This is a genomic window from Neorhizobium sp. SHOUNA12A (assembly GCF_023006505.1).
Taxonomy (GTDB): domain Bacteria; phylum Pseudomonadota; class Alphaproteobacteria; order Rhizobiales; family Rhizobiaceae; genus Neorhizobium.
This window is the reverse complement of record NZ_JALBGV010000057.1, coordinates 1-24,410: the sequence shown is the minus strand read 5'-3', so window position 1 is coordinate 24,410 and position 24,410 is coordinate 1. Positions and strand designations below refer to the sequence as shown.

The 24,410-nt window shown below is 61.8% G+C and carries 26 protein-coding genes; 11 read left to right on the top strand and 15 right to left on the bottom strand.

Translation table 11 applies throughout. From position 1 onward, the window contains the following. Positions 1-24: 24 nt before the first annotated feature. From MOV63_RS22265 to MOV63_RS22235, 7 genes are all read left to right on the top strand, one after another. Positions 25-1,332 carry an extracellular solute-binding protein gene (locus tag MOV63_RS22265; protein ID WP_247036903.1) on the top strand — a complete coding sequence of 436 codons (1,308 nt, stop codon included), beginning with the start codon at positions 25-27 and terminating at the stop codon, positions 1,330-1,332. Between the two features lie 119 nt (positions 1,333-1,451). After that, complete coding sequence (locus MOV63_RS22260) at positions 1,452-2,339, top strand: carbohydrate ABC transporter permease (protein WP_247036902.1); 888 nt, start codon at positions 1,452-1,454, stop codon at positions 2,337-2,339. Further along, the gene (locus MOV63_RS22255) at positions 2,336-3,229 is read left to right on the top strand and encodes a carbohydrate ABC transporter permease (RefSeq protein ID WP_247036900.1); all 894 of its coding nucleotides are present in this window, start codon (positions 2,336-2,338) and stop codon (positions 3,227-3,229) included. Before MOV63_RS22260 ends, MOV63_RS22255 begins: the two co-directional genes overlap by 4 nt. A gap of 2 nt (positions 3,230-3,231) precedes the next feature. Continuing rightward, the gene (locus MOV63_RS22250; protein WP_247036898.1) at positions 3,232-4,464 is read left to right on the top strand and encodes an AGE family epimerase/isomerase; all 1,233 of its coding nucleotides are present in this window, start codon (positions 3,232-3,234) and stop codon (positions 4,462-4,464) included. A 16-nt stretch (positions 4,465-4,480) separates the two neighbouring features. Then, entirely contained in the window at positions 4,481-5,548 is a 1,068-nt protein-coding gene (locus tag MOV63_RS22245) for an ABC transporter ATP-binding protein (protein ID WP_247036897.1), read from the top strand. 21 nt (positions 5,549-5,569) lie between these two features. After that, complete coding sequence (uxuA, locus tag MOV63_RS22240) at positions 5,570-6,745, top strand: mannonate dehydratase (protein WP_247036895.1); 1,176 nt, start codon at positions 5,570-5,572, stop codon at positions 6,743-6,745. Positions 6,746-6,771: 26 nt separating this feature from the next. Further along, positions 6,772-7,776 carry a Gfo/Idh/MocA family protein gene (locus MOV63_RS22235; protein WP_247036893.1) on the top strand — a complete coding sequence of 335 codons (1,005 nt, stop codon included), beginning with the start codon at positions 6,772-6,774 and terminating at the stop codon, positions 7,774-7,776. A 6-nt stretch (positions 7,777-7,782) separates the two neighbouring features. Here the strand turns inward: MOV63_RS22235 and MOV63_RS22230 are convergent, their stop codons facing one another. From MOV63_RS22230 to MOV63_RS22210, 5 genes are all read right to left on the bottom strand, one after another. Continuing rightward, on the bottom strand, positions 7,783-8,097 hold the full coding sequence (locus tag MOV63_RS22230) for a BrnA antitoxin family protein (RefSeq protein WP_038540576.1): 315 nt from the start codon (positions 8,095-8,097) through the stop codon (positions 7,783-7,785). Further along, positions 8,094-8,342 (bottom strand): BrnT family toxin, encoded by a 249-nt coding sequence (locus tag MOV63_RS22225; RefSeq protein WP_247036891.1) that lies wholly within the window; start codon positions 8,340-8,342, stop codon positions 8,094-8,096. Before MOV63_RS22225 ends, MOV63_RS22230 begins: the two co-directional genes overlap by 4 nt. An 89-nt stretch (positions 8,343-8,431) precedes the next feature. Then, positions 8,432-9,532, bottom strand: a complete 1,101-nt coding sequence (gene ribB, locus MOV63_RS22220) for a 3,4-dihydroxy-2-butanone-4-phosphate synthase (protein WP_038540584.1) — start codon at positions 9,530-9,532, stop codon at positions 8,432-8,434. A 12-nt stretch (positions 9,533-9,544) separates the two neighbouring features. After that, complete coding sequence (gene aroC / locus MOV63_RS22215; protein ID WP_247036889.1) at positions 9,545-10,657, bottom strand: chorismate synthase; 1,113 nt, start codon at positions 10,655-10,657, stop codon at positions 9,545-9,547. Between the two features lie 134 nt (positions 10,658-10,791). Beyond that, positions 10,792-13,953 carry an EAL domain-containing protein gene (locus MOV63_RS22210; protein WP_247036874.1) on the bottom strand — a complete coding sequence of 1,054 codons (3,162 nt, stop codon included), beginning with the start codon at positions 13,951-13,953 and terminating at the stop codon, positions 10,792-10,794. A 301-nt stretch (positions 13,954-14,254) separates the two neighbouring features. On the opposite strand from MOV63_RS22210, the gene MOV63_RS22205 reads away from it, so the two are divergent. After that, entirely contained in the window at positions 14,255-14,515 is a 261-nt protein-coding gene (locus MOV63_RS22205; RefSeq protein WP_247036872.1) for a DUF1344 domain-containing protein, read from the top strand. Positions 14,516-14,572: 57 nt separating this feature from the next. On the opposite strand, the gene MOV63_RS22200 is transcribed toward MOV63_RS22205, so the two are convergent. The 4 genes from MOV63_RS22200 to MOV63_RS22185 all read right to left on the bottom strand — a co-directional run bounded on the left by MOV63_RS22200 (position 14,573) and on the right by MOV63_RS22185 (position 18,068). Then, complete coding sequence (locus tag MOV63_RS22200; RefSeq protein ID WP_247036868.1) at positions 14,573-15,160, bottom strand: histidine phosphatase family protein; 588 nt, start codon at positions 15,158-15,160, stop codon at positions 14,573-14,575. 22 nt (positions 15,161-15,182) lie between these two features. Beyond that, positions 15,183-16,001: an enoyl-ACP reductase FabI gene (gene fabI / locus MOV63_RS22195; RefSeq protein WP_038540600.1), complete on the bottom strand. Its 819-nt coding sequence runs from the start codon at positions 15,999-16,001 to the stop codon at positions 15,183-15,185. A 151-nt stretch (positions 16,002-16,152) separates the two neighbouring features. Next, positions 16,153-17,331 (bottom strand): DnaJ C-terminal domain-containing protein, encoded by a 1,179-nt coding sequence (locus MOV63_RS22190; protein WP_247036856.1) that lies wholly within the window; start codon positions 17,329-17,331, stop codon positions 16,153-16,155. Between the two features lie 278 nt (positions 17,332-17,609). Next, the gene (locus tag MOV63_RS22185) at positions 17,610-18,068 is read right to left on the bottom strand and encodes an RT0821/Lpp0805 family surface protein (protein WP_247036849.1); all 459 of its coding nucleotides are present in this window, start codon (positions 18,066-18,068) and stop codon (positions 17,610-17,612) included. 64 nt (positions 18,069-18,132) lie between these two features. On the opposite strand from MOV63_RS22185, the gene pdxH reads away from it, so the two are divergent. Next, entirely contained in the window at positions 18,133-18,753 is a 621-nt protein-coding gene (pdxH, locus tag MOV63_RS22180; RefSeq protein ID WP_038540609.1) for a pyridoxamine 5'-phosphate oxidase, read from the top strand. Positions 18,754-18,818: 65 nt separating this feature from the next. After that, a complete protein-coding gene (locus MOV63_RS22175) occupies positions 18,819-19,130 on the top strand; it encodes a helix-turn-helix domain-containing protein (protein WP_247036847.1) in 312 nt (103 codons plus the stop codon). Between the two features lies 1 nt (position 19,131). Here the strand turns inward: MOV63_RS22175 and MOV63_RS22170 are convergent, their stop codons facing one another. From MOV63_RS22170 to MOV63_RS22160, 3 genes are all read right to left on the bottom strand, one after another. Further along, positions 19,132-19,473, bottom strand: coding sequence for a type II toxin-antitoxin system RelE/ParE family toxin (locus MOV63_RS22170; protein ID WP_247036845.1), 342 nt, complete (start codon positions 19,471-19,473; stop codon positions 19,132-19,134). Positions 19,474-19,477: 4 nt separating this feature from the next. Then, a complete protein-coding gene (locus MOV63_RS22165; RefSeq protein ID WP_247036935.1) occupies positions 19,478-20,461 on the bottom strand; it encodes a polysaccharide deacetylase family protein in 984 nt (327 codons plus the stop codon). A 164-nt stretch (positions 20,462-20,625) separates the two neighbouring features. Then, positions 20,626-21,417, bottom strand: a complete 792-nt coding sequence (locus MOV63_RS22160) for a sulfite exporter TauE/SafE family protein (RefSeq protein WP_247036843.1) — start codon at positions 21,415-21,417, stop codon at positions 20,626-20,628. 127 nt (positions 21,418-21,544) lie between these two features. Between MOV63_RS22160 and MOV63_RS22155 the strand changes: the two genes are divergently transcribed. Then, positions 21,545-21,853 carry a pyrophosphatase gene (locus tag MOV63_RS22155; protein WP_038540617.1) on the top strand — a complete coding sequence of 103 codons (309 nt, stop codon included), beginning with the start codon at positions 21,545-21,547 and terminating at the stop codon, positions 21,851-21,853. 78 nt (positions 21,854-21,931) lie between these two features. Here MOV63_RS22155 and tldD read toward each other — a convergent pair whose 3' ends face one another. The 3 genes from tldD to MOV63_RS22140 all read right to left on the bottom strand — a co-directional run. Further along, positions 21,932-23,347: a metalloprotease TldD gene (gene tldD, locus MOV63_RS22150; RefSeq protein ID WP_247036841.1), complete on the bottom strand. Its 1,416-nt coding sequence runs from the start codon at positions 23,345-23,347 to the stop codon at positions 21,932-21,934. Between the two features lie 85 nt (positions 23,348-23,432). Next, on the bottom strand, positions 23,433-23,921 hold the full coding sequence (locus MOV63_RS22145; protein ID WP_247036838.1) for a YcxB family protein: 489 nt from the start codon (positions 23,919-23,921) through the stop codon (positions 23,433-23,435). A 28-nt stretch (positions 23,922-23,949) separates the two neighbouring features. Next, positions 23,950-24,410, bottom strand: a 461-nt coding sequence (locus MOV63_RS22140; protein WP_247036837.1) for an invasion associated locus B family protein, incomplete at its 5' end; no start/stop codon positions are given.

Here is a 24,410-nt window from a genome sequence, read left to right as displayed (position 1 = left end):
TAACAACAACAAGGGAACAGGGACATGAAAAACAGATCAGCAAAGACCAGGATTTCGACCCGCGCGCTGCTTGTGAGCGCGGCATTCGGCGCCGCACTTCTCTCGGGCGTGTCCACCGTTTCGGCTGAAACGCTGACGGTCTGGAGCGGTTATCCGGAAATGGCGCCGTTCTACGAACATGTCGCGCAGGGCATGAAGGCCGCCTATCCGAAACTCGAGGTAAAGGTCGAGGCGATCGCCCTTCGCGAACATGAAAAGCGCGTCGCGCTCGGCCTCACCGGCGGCCAGGACGGCACGACGGTTATCGAGCTCTCCGGCTCGACCGCCACCCGTTACCTCGAAAACGATCTTCTGCCGGAAGCGCCGGCCGATATCTCGACCTTCGTGAAGGACCCGAAGAACTTCGACAAGTTCTTCAGCGATACCGCAGGCCAGGGCGGCAAGATCTATGGCGTGCCGCTCTTCCGCGGCCAGGGTGCGCTTTATTATAACACCGACATGTTCAAGGCTGCGGGGCTGACTGCCGCGCCAAAGACCATGGAGGAATATTCGGCCTATGCCGAGAAGCTGACCAAGCGCGATGCCTCCGGCAAAGCGACGGTGTCGGGCTGGAGCATGCGTCTCTCGGGCGGTGGCCAGGGCATTGCCGAGAAATTCTGGATCAACATGCATCAATATGGTGGCGCCATCCTGGTTCCCGCAGGCGACGGCAAGTGGAAGCCCAATTTCGCCAATGAAGCTGGCCGCAAGGCGCTGAAACAGTATCTCACCAACATCTTCACCACCAAGACGGTCACCCCGGAAATGCCGGCTGACGCCGATGCCTTCGAGCGCGGCCAGACTGCCATGTTCATCCGCGAATCCTGGGTGATCGGCGATATCGCCAAGAAGGCGCCCGATCTGAAATACGCCACCGCGCCGCTGCCGAAGGGTTCGATCGCGCTGCCGACCAACCTCTATGTTGCCGGCAAGGGCGCCGATGCCAAGGTCGGCTGGGAATTCGCCAAGGCGGCCAATTCGCCGGACAACCTCGTCTGGCTGCTCCAGAACGTCGGCTGGCTGCCGAACCGTTCGGGTGTCGATTATTCGGCCGTCACGTCCAAGCAGCCAGCCTTTGCCGCCTTCGTCGATTATCCGAAAGGCTACGAGTTCTTCACGCTGCCGTCGATCGGCCCGATCGAAGAGATCCTGACCCGCGTTGCTGCCCAGCTCGTCGTTGCCTTCGGCGACGCGTCCATGGCCGGCGACGATGCAAAGATCGACGCCTTCCTCAAGAAGACCAGCGACGAAGTGAACACCATCCTCGCCCGCGAAGGCCTGGCTGCGAAATAATCGCCGGCACCACTCGCCAATCGCATGGGCCCGGGGCATCATTGCTCCGGGCACTTAAACGGGGATCCAGGGTCCGACCCGCGCCGCGGCCGAACCCTGCTGTCTACAGGCCAAATTTTATGCTGAAGCGCAAAAGATGGATTTTTGCGATCCTTGCGATTTTGCCGACCCTGGCACTCTTTGCCTATGTCCGGCTTTATCCGATCGCCGACACGCTGAGGCTCAGCCTTTTCAAGTGGGACATCCTGTCGAAGAACAAGCCCTTCGTCGGCCTCGCGAATTTCCGCGAGCTGACAGGCGACCACCTGTTCATCGATGCGCTGGTCAACACCACGATCATCGCCTTCGGCGTTCTGATCCTGACCATCCCGATGGCGCTGATCATCGCCGCGCTGATCTTCCACCGCACCCGTTCTCGGATGGCCGGTTTTTACGAGACCGCGGTCTTCATTCCGCATGTCGTGTCGCTGGTCCCCGCCGCCATGGCCTGGAAATGGATTTTTGACGCTCGCCTCGGGCCGCTGAATGCGCTTTTGACCTTCTTTGGCATCCCGGCACAATCCTGGCTGTTCGATCCTGTCCTGTCGGTCATCTGCATCATCATTCTCTGCTCCTGGCAGGCGCTGGGTTATGCGGTGCTGATCTATATCGTCGGCTTCAAGAACCTGCCGGTCTCGCTTTATGAAGCCGCCAAGCTCGATGGTGCCTCCGGCCCGCAGAGCTTCTGGTACCTGTCGATCCCGATGCTGAAACCGATCACCCTCTACGTCTCGGTCGTGACGCTGGTCTCCGGTTTCAACGTCTATGCCCAGGCCTTCGTGCTCGCCTCCGATGCGCAAGGGGCGCCCGGACGGCAGGTGCGGGTTCTGGTTCTCGACATGCTGGAAAACAGTTTTCGCAATTACCGCGTCGGCTACGCAGCCTCCGAAGCCGTCGTGCTTCTGGTCATCGTGCTGGGGCTGACGCTCATCCAGTTCTCGATGCTGCGGGAAAGGGGCAAGGTATGACCGTCAATCCCGTCACCTATATCGAACCCACCACCGAGGAGCTTGCCGAGGGCGTGCGCCTGCGCCGCAAGAAGCGGATGACGAACTTCGCGATCGACGTGTTCCTGATCATCGTCTCGATCCTGATGCTGCTGCCGCTGGTCTTCCTAGTGGCGAACGCCTTCAAGACACCGGCGGAAATGCTCAGCTGGCCGCCGACCATCATCCCGCGCGACCCGACGATCGCCAACTTCTCCGCCGTGCTTGGTGAAACGCCACTCCTGCGCTGGATCGGCAACAGCATCGCCTTTGCGGTGATGTCGACGATCGCCATCGTCGCGACGTCCGCGATCGCCGGTTACATCTTCGGCAAGTTCCGCTTCCGGACACTGAACATCCTCTTCGCGCTTTTCCTCGCCACCGCCATCGTGCCGTTCGAGGTCTATATGATCCCGCTCTATTTCCAGGCCAAGAGCCTCGGCATCCTCAATTCTGTCTGGGGCCTGCTGCTCGGTTATCTGGTGATGAGTTTCGGCATCTTCCTGATCCGCCAGAACGTCATCCACTCGATCCCCGACGAATTGCTGGAAGCCGCCCGCATCGACGGCGCCGGCGAGTTCTGGATTTTCCTACATATCGTGCTGCCGCTTTTGCGCGGTGCGCTCGGCGCACTCGCCGTGCTCGCCTTCTTCCAGGCCTGGACCGCCTTCGCCTGGCCGATGATCGTTACCACGACCCGCACCAGCTATACGATCGAGGTCGGGCTGGCGCTGTTCCAGACCGGCTTCACGGTCGATCTCGGCCGCCTCAGCGCCGCCTCCGCCACGGTCCTCATTCCATCCATCCTGCTCTTCGTCGTCCTGCGCCGCAACTTCGTGCAGGGTGTCGCCAGCACCGGCCTCAAGGAGTGACCATGGCGCTGGATTTTTTCGCGGAAGCCCGCACCACCTATGCCGCAGCCAACGCTGGCACGCTCTACTGGATGCTGCAGCGGCCGATGCTCGGCGGCGGGTTTCTGAACACCAAGCAGAACAGCCTGACGCTGAAGGATTATGGCGCGGAGGACGGCGTCCGTGGGCCTGACTACACCTATGGCTGGATCCAGGGCCGCGGGCTGGAGGCCTTGGTCGGACATGCGGAGTTCTTTGAAGACGAGCTGCCGCCGCTCGCCAAAAAGCTCGATGCCGCCGGCCGCCGTCTCTACGAACTACTGGCCGCCTTGCAGAAGCCGGATGGCCACGCCTATTTCTGCTACGACCGCGACATGCAGGCCGTTTATACGGATCAGTCCAACGTTCTCCATGTTCAGGAAAAACCGGCGCTGATCTACACCTATTCCGACGCCTTCGTGGCCAAGGGGCTGGTCGCCGCCGCCAGCCGTTACGGTCTGCCGGAAATCGCCGACCACCTCGTTTATTTCGACAGGGTGATCACTGCCATCGAAACCGGCCGTTTCCAGATGGACGAACGCCGGCCGCTGTCGCTCGACAGCCTCGCCGCGCAATCCGACGATTTCGGCCCGCGGATGATCCTGCTCGGTGCAGCCGGCATGCTGAAACGCGCCGGCCACACGGCGCATCTCGCCTTTGCCGACCGCTTCATCGCCCATGTCATCGACAGGCACTATGACGCCGCAACCGGTCTGCTGCGCAACGTACCAGGCGAGGACAACTGCAATGTCGGACACGGAATCGAGTTCGTCGGCTTCGCGCTCGACTATCTCGACGACACCGCCGACCCGGCCCTGATCGACAAACTGGAGCGCATCCACGTTTCATCCTTCAAGAAAGGCTTTGTCGGTCCCGGTATCACCCTTACCGTGTCGATCAAGACCGGCAACGCGCAGAGCCCCTATTGCCCCTGGTGGTCGCTGCCGGAAACGATCCGCTCGGCGGCTCTCGCCCACGAGCGCACCGGCAGTGCCGACAGTCTGGACGTCTGGAAGGCGGCGCACGCAGCTTTCTTCGAGCGCTACTGGCGCGGCACGCCGCCGATCGCCTACCAGACCAAAACGAAGGACGGCCCCGTCGATTTCGTGCCGGCCACGCCGGATCTCGATCCCGGCTACCACACCGGCCTCAGCCTGCTCGCAGCCATTCACGCCGCAGATCGGCTGAAGCCTCAAACCAGAACAGTTTCAGGATAAATTCCCAAGGTGAAAAATGGCTTCCGTTGAAATCCAGAACGTCCGCAAGGCCTATGGCGACTTCGAGACCATCAAGGGCGTGTCGGTCGATGTGCCGGATGGCGCCTTCGTCGTCCTCGTCGGCCCCTCCGGCTGCGGCAAGTCCACGCTGCTGCGGATGATCGCCGGGCTCGAAGATATCTCCGGCGGCACGATCCGCATCGATGGCCGCGTCATCAACGAGGTCGAGCCGAAGAACCGCGACATCGCCATGGTCTTCCAGAACTATGCGCTCTACCCGCATATGACGATCGCCGAGAACATGGGTTTCTCGCTGCGGCTCGCCAAGAAATCCAAGGACGAGATCGCCGAGCGGGTCACCGACGCGGCGCGTATCCTGGGGCTTACCGATTACCTCAAGCGTTACCCGAAACAGCTCTCCGGCGGTCAGCGCCAGCGTGTCGCCATGGGCCGCGCCATCGTTCGCAATCCCAAGGTGTTCCTGTTCGACGAGCCGCTTTCCAACCTCGACGCCAAGCTGCGCGTGCAGATGCGCGCAGAGCTGAAGTATATTCACGCCCGCATCAAGACGACCACCGTCTACGTTACCCACGACCAGATCGAGGCGATGACCATGGCCGACCGGATCGTGGTGATGCGGGATGGCATCGTCGAGCAGGTCGGCGCGCCGCTGGAGCTTTACGACAAGCCGGTCAACACCTTCGTCGCCAGCTTCATCGGCTCGCCCTCGATGAATTTCCTCTCCGGCACGGTGGCTGAGGATCGTAAGTCCGTGCTGACTGAAAACGGCGTCCGCCTGCCGCTCGGCCCGGAGGCTTCCACGCCCCCCGGCACCGCTGTCAGCTACGGCATCCGCCCCGAACATCTCGCCATCGCCTCCGGGAACGAGGGCATTCCGATGACCGTGACGAATATCGAGCCGACCGGTTCGGAAACCTTCGTGCAGGGCACCGTCGACGGCCAGAAATTTTCGGCGCAGCTGCGCGAGCGGCTTTTCATCAAGACCGGCGAAGTGCTCAATCTGGCGCTCGCGCCCACCAACAGCCACGTCTTCGATGCCGCCACCGGCATGCGGCTCGGCTGACAAGCATAAGGTAGCAATAGGATGGAACAGACTTGGCGCTGGTTCGGGCCGGACGACACGGTCAAGCTTTCGCATGTGAAACAGGCGGGCGCGACAGGCATCGTCAGTGCGCTGCATCACTTGAATGACGGCCGCATCTGGCCGGACAACGAGATTTTAAAGCGCAAGGCGATCATCGAGGAGGCGGGGCTCACCTGGTCGGTGGTCGAAAGCATCATCGTTCACGAAGACATCAAGACCCGCACCGGCCGTTACCGCGAGCTGATCGACAACTACAAGGCCTCGATCCGCGCCGTCGCCAAGGCCGGCATCAAGACGGTCTGCTATAATTTCATGGCGATCACCGACTGGACGCGCACAGATCTCGAATACGAGATGCCGCATGGCGGCACCGCGCTGCGCTTCGATGTGGTCGAGTTCTGCGCCTACGACGTCTTCATGCTGAAGCGTCCCGGCGCCGAAGCCGATCATCCGGCCGACCGCGTCGCCAAGGCTCAAGACTGGTTGAAGACGGCGAGCGAAAGCGATCTCGCCCGGCTGGAACGCAACCTGATCGAATGGGTGCCGGCCCGAGAATTCGTCTACGACCGGCAGAGCCTCAACCGCATGCTGGACATCTATAGGGAACTGTCGGAGGCCGGCTTCCGCGAAAACCTCTTCATGTTCTTAGATGAGATCATCCCCGTCGCCGAAGAGGCTGGCGTCAGGATGGCGATCCATCCGGACGATCCGCCGTTCCCGCTGTTCGGCCTGCCGCGCGTCGTCTGCAAGGCTTCCGACGCACGTGCACTGCTCGCCGCGGTTAAGTCGCCATCGAACGGCATCACGCTCTGCACCGGCTCCTACGGCGCCAATCCGGAGAACGATCTGGTGGCGATGGCCGGGGAATTTGGTCCCGACATTCATTTCGCCCACTTGCGCAACGTCACCAAGGAAGGCGACGGCTCCTTCCACGAGGCAGAGCATCTGGACGGGGATACGGACATGGTGCGGGTCACCATGGCGCTGATGGCTGAAGAGAAGCGCCGCAAGGCCGAGGGCAGGGTGGACTGGCAGATCCCGATGCGACCGGACCACGGACACGCGATCGTCGACGACATAGGCAGACGCGTCAATCCCGGTTATTCCTGCATCGGGCGACTGAAAGGACTGGCGGAGCTGCTCGGCATCATGCGCACGCTCGAGGTTCTCGGCTGACAGCAGATCTTGAGGGGGAGGATAATATGACGAAATTGAAAGTAGCAATCATCGGGCTCGGCATGGCAGCAGGGCACCATGCTCGCTCCTTGCTCGACCTGTCGGACCGCATCGAATGCGTCGCCGCCTACAGCCAGACCGCAGCCCGCCGGGAAACCTTCGCCGCCCAATACCCCACGATCCCTACGACCGGCGATCTCGACGCCATCTTCGCTGACACATCGATCGAGGCGGTGCTGATCCTCACCCCGCCGAGCAGCCATCTGGAACTCGTAGAGCGCTGCGCGGCGGCGAAAAAGCATATCCTGCTGGAAAAGCCGCTCGATATCTCGTTCGAGCGCTCGGAGGCGATCGTCCGTGCTGCGAGGCAAGCGGGTGTGCTGCTGGCCATGGTGCTGCAGAACCGTTTTCGTGCAGCGGCGCTGAAACTCGACGAGATCGTCAAGTCCGAGCGGTTGGGGCAACTGATCGAGGCGTCTGTCGCGATCCGCAACTGGCGACCGCAGAGCTATTACGACGTCGAGGGCCGCGGCACGATGGCACGCGACGGCGGCGGCGTGCTGCTGACTCAGGGCATCCACACGGTCGACCTGCTGCTGAGTTATGCCGGCACTCCGAAAGACGTCTCGTCCTTCGTCCGCACCAGCCCGATCCATTCGATGGAGACCGAAGACTTGGTGACGGCGACCTTCGCATTTGAAAACGGCGCGATCGGGACGCTCAACGCCACCACCTGCGCCTATCCCGGCCTGCCGGAACGCATCGAGCTGCTCGGCACCCATGGTACGGCAGTCCTGACCGGCGATACGCTGAAGGCCGCCTTCATGGACGGCACCAGCATCACGGAAGGCGGCGAGAAAACCGGCAGCGGGGCAGGGGCCAACCCGATGGCCTTCGGCCATGAAATGCACCGGGCTCTGATCGGGAATTTCATCGATGCGATCCGCAAGGGCGCACCGCTGCGCGTCACCGGCGAGGATGCGCTCAAGGCCCACCGTTTCATCGAGCAGATTCTGGCTGCTGGCCGGTAGACCGTCTCAGAGGCCGGCTGCCTTGCGCAGTTCCTCGGCCATTTTGGCTCGCCAGTCCTTGCCGGACGCCTTGTATTTTTCGAGCACGTCCGGGTCGAGCCTCAGCGTGACGGCCACCTTCGGCGCCTCGACCTTCGGCCGGCCGCGAGCGGCGATCGCCTGTTCCATTTTTGCGGCCATTTCGGGAAACACTTCCCGGAACGGCCGCATGCTTGCCATCTCTTCGGCAGTTAGCGGTGGACTGTCGACCGCGTCCCAGTCCTCTTTGGTGTATCCGCGACCAGGGCGAAATTCTTTCTGTTTTTCGTGCTTGATATTCATTCGACCATGCTCTTCTCATCTTTTCGGGCAGGGCGCATCGAAATAACCGAGATTGCTTCCGAGCCAAGCGCCAGGAATATCACGACGATCGTTCCATCCTTGAGGCGGCCAACAGCTTTGGATCTCGCCTTTCTGGCAGGAGTGGTAACCGCCGTCGCGAAGAACTCGAAATAAAGATCACCGAAATCGAGACCGTGCTTCTCGAGATTCACAATCCGCTTCGTCTCGTCCCAAATAATCTTCAACTATTATCCGTACACGAAAAATCGCCGCCCGACAACGAGCGACGATGGAACGGTACGAAACCTTTTACAACCCTAAGGATTGAGGGAGGTCAGCAGATCACCGTTTCGGCGATCTTGATGCCGAAACCTTCGAGGCCGACATAGTGGCGCTCGCTGCGGGTAAGAAGCTTGATGGAGGTGACGCCGAGATCCTTTAATATCTGTGCGCCGAGGCCGATTTCCAGCCATTCGCTCTCGCGGGCCTGGGCTTCGGCATGACCCTCCTGGTCCTGGCGCAGCTTGCGGCCATGGTCCTTCTGGCCGACGCCGACCGAACCTTCGCGCAGGTAGATGATCACGCCGCGACCCTCTTCCTCGATTTTCGCCATGTAACGGTCGACCGAGCGCTGCGTGCCGAATACGTCGCGGGTGACGTTTTCGAGATGCAGGCGGACGGGGATATCGACGCCGTCGCGGATGTCGCCGAAAATCACCGCTACATGCTGCATCGGGTCCCAGGGCAGCGAATAGGCATGTGCCTTCGCCTTGCCATGCGGTGTCTCGACGTCGAACGACGTCTGCAGCTCGATCAGCGTTTCCTTGCGCTGGCGGTAGGCGATTAGGTCGGCGACGGAAACCTGCTTCAAGCCATGTTTGGCGGCAAAATCGGTAACTTGCTGGCCGCGCGTCACGGTGCCGTCGTCGTTGACGAGTTCGCAGATGACGCCGATCGGCGGAAGGCCGGCGAGCCTGCAGAGGTCGACGGCCGCTTCCGTATGGCCGGAGCGCATCAGCACGCCGCCTTCGCGGGCGATCAGCGGGAAAATGTGGCCGGGCCGCACGAAATCGCTCGCGCCGACATTCGGATTGGCGAGATTGCGGACGGTCAGCGTCCGGTCCTCGGCCGAAATGCCGGTCGTCGTGCCGTGCTTGAAGTCGACGGTAACGGTGAAGGCGGTCGTATGGGCGCTGTCGTTTTCCGCCACCATGGCATTGAGGTTGAGCCGTTTGGCCTCCTCGCGCGGCATCGGCGCGCAGACGATGCCCGACGTGTGGCGCACGATGAAGGCCATCTTGTCCGGCGTGCAATGGACTGCGGCGACGATAAGGTCGCCTTCGTTTTCGCGATCATCGTCATCGGTGACGACGACGATTTCGCCGGCTTCGAAGGCGCGGAGGGCGTCGACGACGCGCTTCTGATCATAGGCCATGGATGTTGTTTCCTAGAGATTTCGCCCGGTAATACTGGAGCCAATCTGGGCCCGGTCGCGGAGATAGTGATCGGCAATCGCGCATGCAACCATCGCCTCGCCGATCGGCACGGCGCGGATGCCGACGCAGGGGTCGTGGCGGCCCTTGGTGCGGACTTCGACATTGTTGCCGTCGACGTCGATCGAGCGCTGCTCGGTGAGAATGGAGGAAGTGGGCTTGATCGCGAAGCGGGCGACAACCGCCTCGCCGGTCGAGATGCCGCCGAGAATGCCGCCTGCATGGTTGGAGAGGAAAATGCGCTTTCCGTCATTGCCCATGCGCATCTCGTCGGCGTCTTCCTCGCCGGAAAGTTCGGCGACACCGAAACCGTCGCCGATCTCGACGCCCTTGACGGCGTTGATCGACATCAGAAGGCTGGCGATATCCTGATCGAGCTTGCCATAGACCGGTGCACCGAGGCCCGCGGGCACGCCTTCGGCGATCACCTCCACCACGGCGCCGATCGAGGAGCCGGCTTTGCGGATGCCGTCGAGATAGTCTTCCCAGACGGGCACCATCGCCGCGTCGGGGCAGAAGAACGGGTTCTGGCCGACCTGATCCCAGTCCCAGTTGGCGCGGTTTATTCTGTGCTTGCCGATCTGGATCAGCGCGGCGCGGACTTGGACGCCCGGCACGATCCTGCGGGCGAGCGCCCCGGCGGCAACGCGGGCTGCCGTTTCGCGGGCCGAGGAGCGGCCGCCGCCGCGATAGTCGCGGATGCCGTATTTGACGTCATAGGTATAGTCCGCATGGCCGGGACGGTAGCGGCGGGCGATCTCGCCGTAGTCCTTGGAGCGCTGGTCGGTATTCTCGATCAGCATGGAGATTGGCGTACCGGTCGAGATCATCGTCTCGCCGTCGGCATCCATCATCACGCCGGAGAGCACCTTGACGATATCGTCCTCGCGCCGCTGCGTCACGAAGCGCGACTGTCCGGGCTTGCGCTTGTCCATCCAGGCCTGGATTTCCGCCAGCGTGAAGCGGATGCCGGGCGGGCAGCCGTCGACCACGCAGCCGAGCGCCGGGCCATGGCTTTCGCCCCAGGTGGTGACACGGAAAAGGTGACCGAAAGTGTTGTGCGACATGGCGTTACAGGACCAGCTGTGGCGGAGCTGGCCTTTCGCCAACTTCTGACGCGGTTGTCATATGGAAAAGGTTGCCGGGCGACAAGTCTTTCTTGGCAGAACTGTCGCGCCGGAAATGGTGAACAATGATGGTTCTAGGCGGCGGCCCTGCGCCAGCCCGCATGCGCGGCTGCGGTGAAATCGTCGAAGGAAAGCGGCCGGGCGAAGGCATAACCCTGCAGCAGGTCGCAGCCGAGTTCGCGCAGAAGGCTCGCATGCTGCATGGTCTCGACGCCTTCCGCCACCGTTTCGACGCCGAGCGAACGGGCAATGTCGATGATCGAGCGCACCAGCGCGCGTTCCTGCGGCGAGGTCAGGATCGGCATGACGAGCTGCCGGTCGATCTTCAGCCGTTTCGGCTTCAGCTTCAAAAGGCTGACGATCGAGGTATGGCCGGTGCCGAAATCGTCGATCTCGATGTCGATGCCGAGTTCCTTGATGCGTTCGAGATTGCTGGTCGCGGCCGCTTCGCTCTCGTCGAGGAAGATCGATTCCACCAGTTCGAAGGAAATCTCGCCGGGCACGATCGCCAGCGTCTGCAGCGTGTCGATCAGGGCTTCGTCATTGAGGCGTTTTGAGGAGACGTTGACGGAAACCTTCGGCACCCGGACGCCGAGTGCAGCCCAGCGCATCTTGTCCTTCAGCACCGTCTGGAGCACGATGTGGTCGAGTGCTGCCGAGACGTTTAAATCCTCGGCAATCTTGAGGAACCGGTCGGGCGCAAGAATTCCATGATGCGGATGGTTCCAGCGGATCAGTGCCTCGACGCCCGTCAATTGGTTGGTGCGGGCATCGAACTGCGGTTGGTAGAAGGTGATGAATTCGTCATTGTCGATGCCGGTCAGAACCTCGTCGGCGGTGCGCTTGTGGCTGACGATCTCGGCCTGCAGGTTCTGCGTAAAGAATTCGTAGCGGTTGCGGCCCATGCCCTTCGCCCGGTAGAGCGCGATATCGGCATTGACGAGCGTGCGGCGTGCATCGACATTCATGCCGCTTGCCTGGGCGATGCCGATGGATACGCCGCAGCGGCAAGCGAAACCTTCAAAGTCGATCGGCTGGTGGAATTCGGCGATGATGCGCTGAGCGAGCTGACTTACCTCCTCGGTGCTCGAATTGTCGGTGGCGAGGATGACGAATTCGTCGCCGCCGATACGCGCGACGATATCGCTGCCGCGGACGTTGCGCGACAGGATGCGTGAGGCGTGTACGAGCATCGCGTCGCCCGCTGCATGGCCGAGCGTGTCGTTGATCTGCTTGAAGCGGTCGAGATCGAGATGCAGGATCGAGAATTTCTGGCGCTCGTTGTGGCTGGAGCGCGAGAGCCGGTCGAGCTCCATGTCGAGCTTGCGGCGGTTGGCGAGCAGGGTCAGCGGGTCATGCAACGAATTGTGCTCGATGCGGCTCTTGGCGAGTTCGAGTTCGGCGTTCTTGGCGTCGGCCTCGTCCTTGGCGGCTTTCAGTTCCCGGGTCAGGATCGCGTCCTGGGTAACGTCGAAGGCAATGCCCACCACCTTCTGGGATCCGTCGCGCATCGTATGCACCTTGCCGATGGAGCGGATATAGCGGATCGAACCATCCGGTTGGGGCACGCGCACGACCAGCGGACCCGCCAGGAAGTTCTCGGTGAAATTGTAGGAGCTGCGCTTGGCGTGCTCCCGGTCGTCGGGATGGATGAGCTCGATCCAGGTGTCGACCCGGATGAAGCCGTCGGTAAAGGGGATGCCGTGCAACTGGCACATCCGGGCGTCCCAGGTTTCGATATGCGTGACCGGATTGGATTCCCATATGCCGCAATTGTAGGAATCAAGCGCCAGATCGAGGCGGCTCGACAGCTCTTCCAGGTCCTGCTCGCGGTTCGACAGTTCATCGAGCGCCAGTTCCAGTTCGGCATTCTTGATGTCGGTATTTTCCTTGGCGTTGCGCAGCGTCTGCGTCATCACCACGTCGCCGGTGACGTCCCAGACAATGCCGGTGGTGCGCAGGGTGCCGTCGGCATTGCGATAGTTCGCGCCTGCCGATTTCAGGTATCGCAGCGTGCCGTCCGGCAACTGCACCCGGTAGGTTTCGCTACAGGGCGTGTTGCAGGAGGCGCAGTCGGCGAAATGTGTCTCCGCTGCCGTCCGGTCCGGCGGATAGATCGATCCGAGCCAGTCGTAGAGACGGTTGCCCTCGCTGGCTGCCGGCTTGTCGTGCAGCCCCGCGGCCCGCTTGTCCCAGAACAGACTGTTGCCGTTGCCCGTCACCTCCCAGATGCCGATATTGGAGGCTTCCATGGCAAGGTTGAAGCGCTGCGACAGCTCGATGAGATTAAGCTCACGGGCCTTCAGCGCCTCGATATTGCGGTTGCGTTCGGAAATCAGCGAGGTGGCGATGAAGATCGGCACGATCACCCCGAGTGCGGCAAGCACGATGGCGAGGCGGAACCCGAGCTGGTTGGGCGGCACGATGTCCCAACCGGAACGGGGAGCGGCAAGCAGCGTCCAGTTGGCGCCGTTGATGGGCACCGTCCATTTCATCGGAGATTGGTTTTCGATGGAATCATTGCCGAAGAAGGCGAAATATTGCGGCCTGTCGTCGTCCCGCAGAACGACGTTCAGCCAGTCGAGATTGATCAGGTTCGGTTTCCTTGCCGCGGCAGGGGAGAAGGTGACGCCGGATGCCTCCATCAGGCCCTGCTTATCGATCAGCACGGCGATCGCGCCCCAAAGGTCCCCACCGTCCTCTTCCTTCGATACCGGTACGACGAGCGTCAGATCTCCTTCCTGGGTGCCGCTCAGCAGAGATACGCGGTTGCGGCCGCTCACGGATTTCAGGTCGTTTGCAAGGCGCAGCAGATCGATTTTGCCGATCTTGCCCGCCCCGCCGCCGACAATGCCGTCGCGCGTGATGACCTGGGCAAGCTCGAAATTGGGTGCGACCGCGACGCCCGAAAAATGCGTGACTTCGCCAAGTTGCTTTTCGACATGGCGCTTGAATGTATCCGCCGATCCGCTGAAATCGTCCCTCAGCACGTGAACCAGATGATCGGTGGCGGCGATGTCGGTCTCTACGCGTACGATGAGGCGCCGCGCCAACAGGCCGCCGACTTTTTCCGTCGTTGCCCGCAGGTCGCTGCGAAAGCCTTCGGTGTAACGTTGGTCGATGATGACGCCGATCGAGATGACCGCAAGGGTGATAACGAACGCGATTGTCGTCGGGGTCTTGGTGCTGCGTGCGAAGCGCAGTGATTTGGAACCGGACGACGGCCAGAATTTCACGTGCGCGAACCTTCTCATTAACCCCTGTGGCAGACGGTCGAGCCTATGGGGCGGGGGTTAATTTACGCTTTCACGGCACCCTACAAACTTTGGTCCGATTTATTGTAAGGGAATACTTGGGATTGGTTTCGCAAATGCCGCCGGACCCCGTCACAGGGCGGTATCCCGCCCTTGAAAAGCGTTAACAATCAGGTCATTACTTATACGGAAAATGTCACGGTAACGGGCGATTTTTGCCACAATCGGGAGGCTATCTGTGCGTCGGAACAAGACATCATCGACCTCATCAAGGCTTCCGACCATGCGCATCCTGATTGCTGCTCTGCTTGCCACTGCCAGCATCTTTTCGCCCCTCAACAGCTGGGCTCAAAGTGCCGACGTCGAAGCCACGATCAAGGCCGTGGATGCGAAGGCGCTCAACTTAACGCTCGACGACGGAAAGACCTATAAAGTGCCCGAGGAATTCAATTTCGAGGGCTTGAAGGCCGGCGTGAAAGTGCTGGTCTTCTACACGGTCGTCGATGGCAACCGCGTCGTCGACGATCTCCAGGTCGTTCAGTAATACCGTAGAATTAGCGAAGTATAATTTAGAATATCCGCTGCGCTGCGGATAATCCGATCAGAGCCATGCCATCCGGCTGAGGTCGGTATCGATCATCAGGATGCGGTCCTGTGGGGTCGGAACGGTGGCCGCCTCGTCTTCGTCGAGATTGCCGATCAGCCGGAAGAGCGAGCGGATCACCCCGCCGTGGCTGATGCACACGGTCGGACCGTCAATGGACTGCAGCCAGGCGCCGATCCGCCAGCAGAGAATCTCATAGCTTTCGGCAGAGATGCCCGGCGGAATGAAGCTCCACTTCTGCTCGGCCCGGGCGGCGAGTCGGTCCGGAGAAATCCGGCTGATCTCCTCGAGCGTATGGCCTTCCCAGTCGCCGAAGGAGACTTCGATCAGCCGCTCGTCGGTCCGGTAGGCGAGGGGATCCAGCCCCATGGCGGTGCGCAGCCGTTCCATTGTTTCGCGGGTCCGCGACAGCGGGCTGGCAACGAAGGAGAAACCTTCGGCCGCGCCGATCATCTCGCGCAGCCGCTCGCCGTTCCGCGTTGCCTGAGAACGGCCGAGCGCATTGAGCGGAATGTCCTGCTGGCCCTGAAGCCGGCCTTCGGCATTCCAGTCCGTCTGCCCGTGGCGGATCATATAGATGAGCACGGCAGACGTCCCTGGAAGAGCATCAGTCCTTGATGACCGAAATGTCCGGTGCATCGACGGCCTTCATGCCGACGACATGGTAGCCGCTGTCGGCGTGATGGGTTTCGCCGGTGACGGACCGCGACAGGTCGGACAGCATGTAGAGGCCGACATCGCCCACTTCCTCGATGGTAACGGTACGGCGCAGCGGCGCATTGTACTCGTTCCACTTGAGGATGTAGCGGAAGTCGCCGATGCCGGAAGCGGCAAGCGTCTTGATCGGCCCGGCCGAGATCGCGTTGACGCGGATGTTCTTCGGGCCGAGATCGACGGCGAGATATTTGACGCTGGCTTCGAGTGCCGCCTTGGCGACGCCCATGACATTATAGTTCGGCATGACCTTTTCCGCACCATAATAGGTGAGGGTCAGCATCGAACCGCCGTCGGTCATCAGCTTTTCCGCCCGCCTTGCGACCGACGTAAAGGAATAGACCGAGATCTGCATCGTCTTGGCGAAGTTGTCCGCCGAGGTGTCGACGTAACGGCCGGTCAACTCGTCCTTGTCGGAAAAGCCGATTGCATGCACGAGGAAGTCGATCTTGCCCCAGTGCTTTTCGAGATTTGCGAAGACCTCGTCGATGGTCGATTCGTCGCCGACGTCGCAATGGCCGGCCATGTAGGCGCCCAGTTCTGCGGCCAGCGGCTCAACCCGCTTCTTGAGTGCATCGCCCTGGTAGGTGAATGCAACTTCCCCGCCTTGGCTGTGGATGGCCTTGGCAATGCCCCACGCGATCGAACGATTATTGGCAACGCCCATGATGAGACCGCGTTTGCCTGCCATGAGGCCGGAAGCCTGAACCATTCATAGTCCCCTGATACCTTAGATGAACGCTGCCTATGACATAGGCGGCTCAAGGGTTCAAGCTGAGTTGGATCATCTCGTGTTAGTAGCCGTAACAAAGGGTGCGCAGCGGTGAATACCGACGCAAAACTGTCATACTGGGCAAGGCCCGTCAGACATACAGTCCGTGGCGCATGTGCCGCATCAGGTCGGTGACCTTTTCGTTCGGCTTTTCCCACAGGACGACGCGCAGCTCGACGACGAGATCGCCGCGGCCGCCGGCATCGTCATGGAGGCCGAGGCCCTCCAGCCGGATCGTCTGGTCGGAACCGGACCAGGCCGGAATGCTGATGCTGCGATTGCCGTCCAGCGTCTCGACCGATGCGTCGCCGCCGAGCACCGCATCCTCGAGCGAGATCGACAAGGTCGTGTGGAGATCGAAACCCTCGACCCGGAAACGGCTGTCGCGGGCAATCTTGATCGAGGCGAGCAGGTCGCCGGATTTCATGCCGGTGAGCTTGAGGCCCTGGCCCTTGAGGCGCGCCACATGGCCTTCGGTCATGCCCCTTTCCAGGGCAAGGCGCACTTCGCGGTCGTCGGCCATTTTCAACGTGATCGTGTTGAGCTTCAGGAGATCCTCGACGGTCACCGTGGCTTCGACGGAGATATCCGGTGCCTTTTCAGGAGCCGGCGTCGTGCCGCGGAAACGGCGCACGATGGAGGCGATCAGGTCGATGGCAAGGGCTGGAAGCGGCGGTCGTTCGCCCCCGGACGGATCTGCCTTGGCCGTTTCGACCGAATCGCCGCTCGCCTGCGCTGAGCCGCCCGGCGTGCTGCCCGCTTGAGCTTTTGCCTGCTCGGCCGCCGCGGCGCCGAAGATACGCTCGATCATGTCCTCCGGCGTTTCGCCTGCAGGGCCGGACTGATTCTGGGGATGGGCCTGAGATTGGGCCTGAGATTGGGAATGTGATTGGGTTTGCGATTGGCCGCGAGCCTGTGCCTGCGGTTGCGCCTGGGACTTGGCGTTTTGCGCATTGGTCTTGGCGAGCTCTTCCATGACCTTTTCGGCGTTGGCCTTTGCGACCTTGGCGCGTTCGGCGGCTTCGCGGGCGGCATTGCGCTGCTGCATGATGGTCTGGTGCATCTCGGCGGCCCTGTCGTATCGCTTGCGGCGCTCGGGATCCTTCAGGACCTCGTAGGCCTGGCCGATCTCTGCGAAACGGCTCGTCGCAGACGGATCGTCCTGATTCTGGTCGGGATGAACGGTCTTGGCCTTGGCGCGCCAGGCTGCCTTGATTTCGTCGGGCTCGGCATTGCGCTTCACGCCGAGAAGAGAATAGGGATCACGCATCGTGGGACCACCGGTTACCTGAAACGGCGGGTCCCCGCTTGATCCTTGGACCCCTCCATTATTCGTCACAACTCCGACAGTCGTCCGCCGGTTCCTCATGTCCCGGACAGATTACTGCTTACGTCCGGAGAGCCTATGTTAGGACTTGTGAATCAGTTGTTACACAGCCGCCGGCGGCACTCGTTAAGGTAAACGAATCGTTTCCAGCACGAATTACGCAAACGCGCGAAAACCGTTTCCTTGCAGCCGCATCGGGTGTGGGGCAGGGATGACGGCGACTACTGGCGGTCGAAGGCCGTCAGCATCCAATCGCCGCTGCCGGTGAGGCAGGTCTGGCCGGAAAACATCGCGATACCCTCGTAGGAATGACGCGTGGTGGTGAAGGCGCGGCAGATCTGCTCGCCGTTGCGGGCCTCGCGGATCTGCGAGACGACGCCGGCGCTGCCGGTGGCGGTATTCGCCCACGGAACCGAGGCTGCGCCGACCTTTGCAAGATCGGCCGAGGAGACCGCATTGCGCACCGTCGCCTCGTCGGAAAGCGTAGCGCCGGTGTGCGGCTGTGTGCCCGGCACGGTGCCGGTCGCGATCGAGCGGTCGACTTTCGGGGAACTTCCGAAGAGATCGAGGCTGCTGGTACAACCGGCAAGCGAAAACCCGGCAAGGCAGAGGGCGGCTGCCCGTCTGCCGAGGAGAAACGACCTCTTTGTGCGGCTCTTCGACTTTGCTATCACTACCACCGTGCGTCCTGTCCGACTGAAAAACTCGGGCATTTTTCATGAGATTGGGAGTATTTTAGTCAATATGTCTGAGAGCGGGTTAACAACTGGTGACTTCACCGCCGAGAACGAGCCTTTCGCGCTTTTCGGTGCCTGGCTGAAGGATGCCGAGGCCTCTGAACCCAACGATCCGAATGCCGTTGCGGTTGCCACCGTCGACGAAAACGGCATGCCGAACGTTCGCATGGTCCTGTTGAAGGGGTATGACGAGAACGGTTTCGTCTTCTACACAAATTTCGAAAGCCAGAAGGGCCGCGAGATTCTCGGCCAGAAGAAGGCGGCCATGTGTTTCCACTGGAAATCGCTGCGTCGCCAGGTTCGCCTGCGGGGCGAGGTGGAAGTAGTGAGCGACGCGGAGGCGGATGCCTATTACGCCTCTCGCGCCCGCGGCAGCCGCATCGGCGCCTGGGCGTCGAAACAGTCCCGCCCGCTCGAAACCCGTTTCGCGCTCGAGAAATCGGTTGCCGAATACACCGCAAGATACGCGATCGGCGACATTCCGCGCCCGCCCTACTGGTCCGGTTTCCGCATCAAGCCGGTATCGATCGAGTTCTGGCACGACCGCCAGTTCCGGCTGCACGACCGCATCGAATTCCGCCGCCCCGTCGCCGACGGCCCGTGGGAAAAGGTGCGGATGTATCCGTGAGCTATCATTGACCAGGCATGTATTTATATCTAGATTATACGGAAAACCGTATAACGAGGCCGAAGATGGAACGCCTGGTCTTTGAAAATATCTTTGACGTCGTCACGGAGGATCCGATCGAGGCTGCCGATCTGCGGTTTCGCTCGGATCTGCTTACCACCCTGGTTGCCATCTTCGAAGACAGGAAGTGGAAGCAGGGGGATATCGCCAAGGCTCTCGATGTTTCCCAACCCCGCGTCAGCGAATTGATGCGCGGCAAGATTCAGCTTTTCTCGGCGGACAAGCTGATTGGTTATCTTGCAAAGCTCGGTGTGCGCCTGAAGCCATCGTTCAGCGCCGAGCATAAGGTAATCTGTGAAGTGGTCGAGGCGGCCTGACTTATCTGCGGCTCTTGACGATTTGCAGCATCGACTTGTGGCGATCGTGGACCGTGTCCATCGCCTTGCGGTCGACGCCGTTGGTCGTTTTGGTGAAGGCATGGAGAATGAAAACCGTATCGAGGTATTTGGCACAATAGACGGTGCGATAGGCCGGGCTACCGTTCTCTATGAGCTCGATGACGCCGTTACCGATGCCCTTCAGGTGCTTGAAGTCCGAGAGAGGCTGTAGTCCTTCCTGGACGCGCTGAAGGTCGTTGGCGAATTGGATCTGGATATCTTTTGGAAGTTCCTGGAAGGCCTTTTTCGCGGAAGAATTCACGAATTCAAAGGACTTCACCATGCTCTCACCGCCCGATCGCGAACGGGATGCCTGACGCGAGGGCCGAGACGTAGCGCGGCTGCTGGTAATAACCGTTGAGCGAGATGCGCGGCAGGCCGGTGAGCCTGTTGACATATTTGGCGCAGAGCGTGCCCGGCTGCGTCGTCACCGCCACCGAAAAGCCGAGTTCCTTGGCAATCGCATAGTCGCGCTCGGAAACCGCGGCGCGGCTGCCATAGGGATAGGCGATCGTTTGCGGACGTTCGCCGGTCAAAGCCTCGATCCAGTCGGCTGACTGCTTCATCTCCGCACGGGCGTCTTCCGCCGAAAGCCGGGCGACGGCCCGGTGGCTTGTTGTATGGGCACCGAGCGAAGCCAGCGGATGGGTGGCGACCGAGCGCAGTTCCTCGGCATTCATGGTGAGATCGGCAGTGATCTTCAGCGGGTTGACGCCGTGTTTTCTCGCCAGCGCATCGATCCGCGAGACGGCGGTCGATTCTTCGACTTCGAGGACATAGCTGGAGAACCGGTCGAAGGCATCGAATTTTCGGGCCTCGGAGGTGAGGTCGAGGACCTCGGACCCGCCGCCGAAGTCGAACGTCACCTCGCGTTCGCGTCCGAGCAGTTCGGCAACCGTCTCCCACCAGAGCGAATGGGTCCGCTCGGCAAATCCGCGGGTGACGAAAATGGTGAACGGCACGCCGTAGCGGGCAAAAACGGGCAGTGCGTATTCGGCATTGTTGCGGTAGCCGTCGTCGAGCGTGAAGGCGGCGAACGGCTGCTTGGTCGGCGCGGCAAGCCGTGCCGGCACGTCGCTCAAGGGGATGAACTCGTAACCCTCCGCCGAAAGCCGCTCGATCGCTTCGCCAAGGAAATCCGGCGTCACTTCGAGATGGCCGCTCGGTTTCAGCGGACGGCTCTGTTTTGGCCGCACGTGATGGAGCGTGAAGATGGCGCCATGGCCGCGGGCATTGGGCATCATTCCGGCACGTGCAAGCGCTGCGGCCATGTCGAGGCCACCGGCGACAAGCCGGCGTTTGACATCCCGGCGCCAAAGCGCCTGAAACCTCTCCTTCGTGTTCCCCACCGCGATCACGCCCACGTTACTTCGGTGAGGCCGACCCTACTCTTGGACGGGTTAAGTCTTGCTGAATAATCCGTGCTGAATCCTGCTCAGGGCCGCAGCGCATCGAAAAGCGGCAGGCTGACGATCGCCGCCATGGCGATCAGCAGAAAGCAGATGCGCCGAAAGGTGCCTTCGGAGGCAAATCCGAACAGTTTCGAACCGGCGGTCACCCCGAGGCCGTAACCCGGGCCGGCGATCAGCGCGAGGGCAATGACGTCGAGCGTCAAAAGGTGCCCGATGACATAGGCGGTGGCCGAGATCACCGTCGAAAGCGCGAAATAAAGGATGAGATTGGCGCGCACGGTAAGCGGCGGAATGGCGCCGCCGAGCCAGTAGGCGACGACCGGCGGACCGGAGAGTTGCGCGGCGCCGCCGAACAGGCCGGCAAGCGCCCCGACGCCGATGGTCAGCGGCGTCTTCGGCTTGCCGTGGTAACGCCAGCCGGAAATCAGGAAGATCAGCAGGCAGAGCACGACGACCGAGATCAGCCAGCGCAACGCCGTTGGATCGATCAGGGCCAGCAGCGTCGTACCCGCCGGCACGCCGACCAGCGTACCGATCAGCATCGTGCCCACTTCCCGCCGGTTCGCCCGCCTCCAGCCATCCGGCAGCATGCCGAGCGTCGTCACCCCGTCGATGACGAGCAGCAGGGCCGGGGCGATCTTCGGGCCGACGGCAGCACCTGCAAGCGGAACAAAGATCAGCGCTCCGCCGAACCCGGAAAACCCGCGTGCCAGTCCGGCGATCAGCGCCGAGAGGAAAAGAAAGACGAGCTGCGCCGCCCCGTGGCCCGGAACCCATGCGTCCAGCAAGGCGGAAATCGGATTGGCGGAGTCCATGGAATGCCGTGATGCGGATGAGATCGGATGGCCCGCACCTGCCGGGATTTGGGTGAGGGTGTCAAGCAAACCCTCTGGACACGGCGCTGGAATCGGCATTCTCCTGTGGATACAAAAGGAGAACGTTATGCTGGGCAAACTTACCGAACAATTCGAGGCCGCATCCGCAACTTATGCCGAAACCCACGGAATGATCCGCGATCCCGACTGGTTTCTCCTGAAGCTGCAGGAGGAGATGGGCGAGCTGACCCAGGCCTGGAACCGCGCCACCGGCCGCGGACGGAAAAAGGGCAGGAGCGACGCGGATCTCAGCCGCGACCTTGCCGACGAGACGGCCGATCTTCTCGGCCACGTCCTGCTGTTTGCCCACAACAACCGGATCGATCTTGTATCGGCGATCGAGCGGAAATGGCTGTTCAGGCCGGATGAGGGGTGAGTTTGAGGCTCATACGCCGGCATTGGGATTTGGCGATAGAAACCTCAGCGTTTCTATCGCCAGGCAAATTGCTGCGCCTTACGCCTTGGTCCCACCCACCGTTACCTGGTCCATGCGCAGATGCGGCTGGCCGACGCCGACGGGGACCCATTGGCCGCCCTTGCCGCAATTGCCGATACCGGTGTCGAGCTTCATGTCGTTGCCGACCATCGAGACGCGGCGCATCGCATCCGGGCCGTTGCCGATCAGCATGGCTCCCTTGATGGCCGGGCCGATTTTACCGTCCTCGATCATGTAGGCCTCGGTGCAGCCGAACACGAACTTGCCGGAGGTGATGTCCACCTGGCCGCCGCCGAAGGAGACGGCGTAGATGCCCTTCTTTACTGAGGCGATGATCTCTTCGGGCGATTTGTCGCCGCCGAGCATGTAGGTATTGGTCATCCGCGGCATCGGCGTATAGGCATAACCCTGCCGGCGGCCGTTGCCGGTCGGGCTGACGCCCATCAGCCGGGCATTCTGGCGGTCCTGCATGTAGCCGACAAGCTTGCCGTTCTCGATCAGCACGTTGTAGGCAGAAGGCGTGCCTTCGTCGTCTATCGTAATCGAGCCGCGGCGGTTGTCGATCGTGCCGTCGTCGACGACGGTGACGCCCGGAGCCGCGACCATTTCCCCCAAAAGACCGGCAAAGGCCGAGGTCTTCTTGCGGTTGAAATCGCCTTCCAGCCCGTGGCCGACCGCCTCGTGGAGCATCACGCCCGGCCAGCCGGAGCCGAGCACGACATCCATGGTGCCGGCCGGCGCGTCGATTGCGGAAAGGTTGACGAGCGCCTGGCGCAGCGCCTCGTCGGCGCCGGTCTGCCAGTTGCCTTCCGTGACGAAATCGCCGAAGCCGATGCGGCCGCCGGTGCCGAACGAACCCGATTCTTGCCGGTCGCCGTCACCGACGACGACGGAAATGTTGATGCGGGTCATCGGGCGGATGTCGTGCACCCGGTGGCCATCGGCGCGCAGGATGTCGACCACCTGCCAGCTTGCGGAGACCGTTGCCGTCACCTGCCGCACCTTGTCGTCCTTGGAGCGCAGATAGGCGTCGATCTCGGTGAGCAGCTTGACCTTCTCTTCGAAGCTGGGGCTGCCGATCGGGTTCTCGTCGCCGTAATATTTCTTGTTGGTGCGCTGGGGGGCGGCCGCGTAGGAGCCGGAATAACCGGAGGTCACTGCCCGCACCGCATCCGAGGCACGGGACAGCGCTGCGGCGGAAAGCTCGCCCGCATGCGCGTAACCGACCGCTTCGCCGGCGACCGAGCGCAGGCCAAAACCCTGGTCTGTGTTGAACGAACCGCCCTTCAGGCGACCATTGTCGAAGGTCAGCGATTCCGCCTGGGCATGTTCCACGAAAAGCTCGCCGTCATCGGCGCCGGTAAGCGCCTCGGAGAGGATCGAGCGCAGCTTGGTCTCGTCGCAGTCGAAAAGGTTGAGAAGGTCGGTATTCATGGGATGCTCCTTCTGCGCTGCCACTGGAAGACGCGCTCTGTTCCAACCGATGTAGGTCCGGAGAGGGACCGAAGCAAGCCTGTCTTCAGATGGCTTTTGCGCTGAGGAAGGCCTGCACCTCCTGCGGCATGGCCTTTCGCGGCAGGATATTGAAGGCCGATGTGCCGCTGAACAGCATGAACGAAAGCGGCCTTTCCCAGATCTCGGTGACATTGGGCCAGTTGAGCCGCCCGTCGCCGAGGTTGGAGGCGATGCCGAACCCATCCGGGTCGATGGTCACTTCGGCGCTGCGATCGGTCATGCGCCTGTAGCGGCCAAAGGCGCTGGCGGAATGCGCGCGCCAGACCACGGCGCTGAAAATCGCCGGGAAACAGGCGACGAGGAACGCCAGCAGCGCGAGGGTGAAGTTGCCCTGGAACAGGAGGACGACGCCGGCGACGACCACCAGCCCCGCCGCCGCCCACTTCCCCTTCTGCTCGCGCATCGTGCGCTCTATGACGAACACGCGCACCGCATCGCGCACGACCTCGTCGTCGAAATGGACGGGAAAGGTATGGCTGCCGCGAAGCTCCATGAACGATCGTTTCTTTATAATAACGTGATCACGGAAGTGCGTCGTAACCTTCGCCGAAGCCGGTCAGCTCGATCGGAATACCGACCCGGTCCTGATCGGCGGATTCGCGCAGTGCAAAGACGGCGGCCTTGCCGGCCCGGAGGATGCGCATCAGTTCCTCGTCGATCTCCACTTCCACATAGCAGCCCTCGGAGAAGCAGCGGGTGAAATAGGCGCGGCCGATATTGTTGTTGTCGACATAGAGTTCCATGCCATCCTTCAGGAGCACGCCGAGCGGCGCGAGGATGCGCAGGATGCGCGCCTTGCGGTCGGCGGTCTTCAGTACCACCACCGACAGGCCGACTTCCGGCCGGTCCTCGGCAATGACGTTCTGCATCAGCGCGCATTGGTCGGCGGAAGCGCCGGCCGGGCGGTCGCAGATGATCGACCATGCGCCGTGGTTTTCACGCACATTGCCGGGCGGTTGCGCCTGCTGCCCCGGGGGCTGCT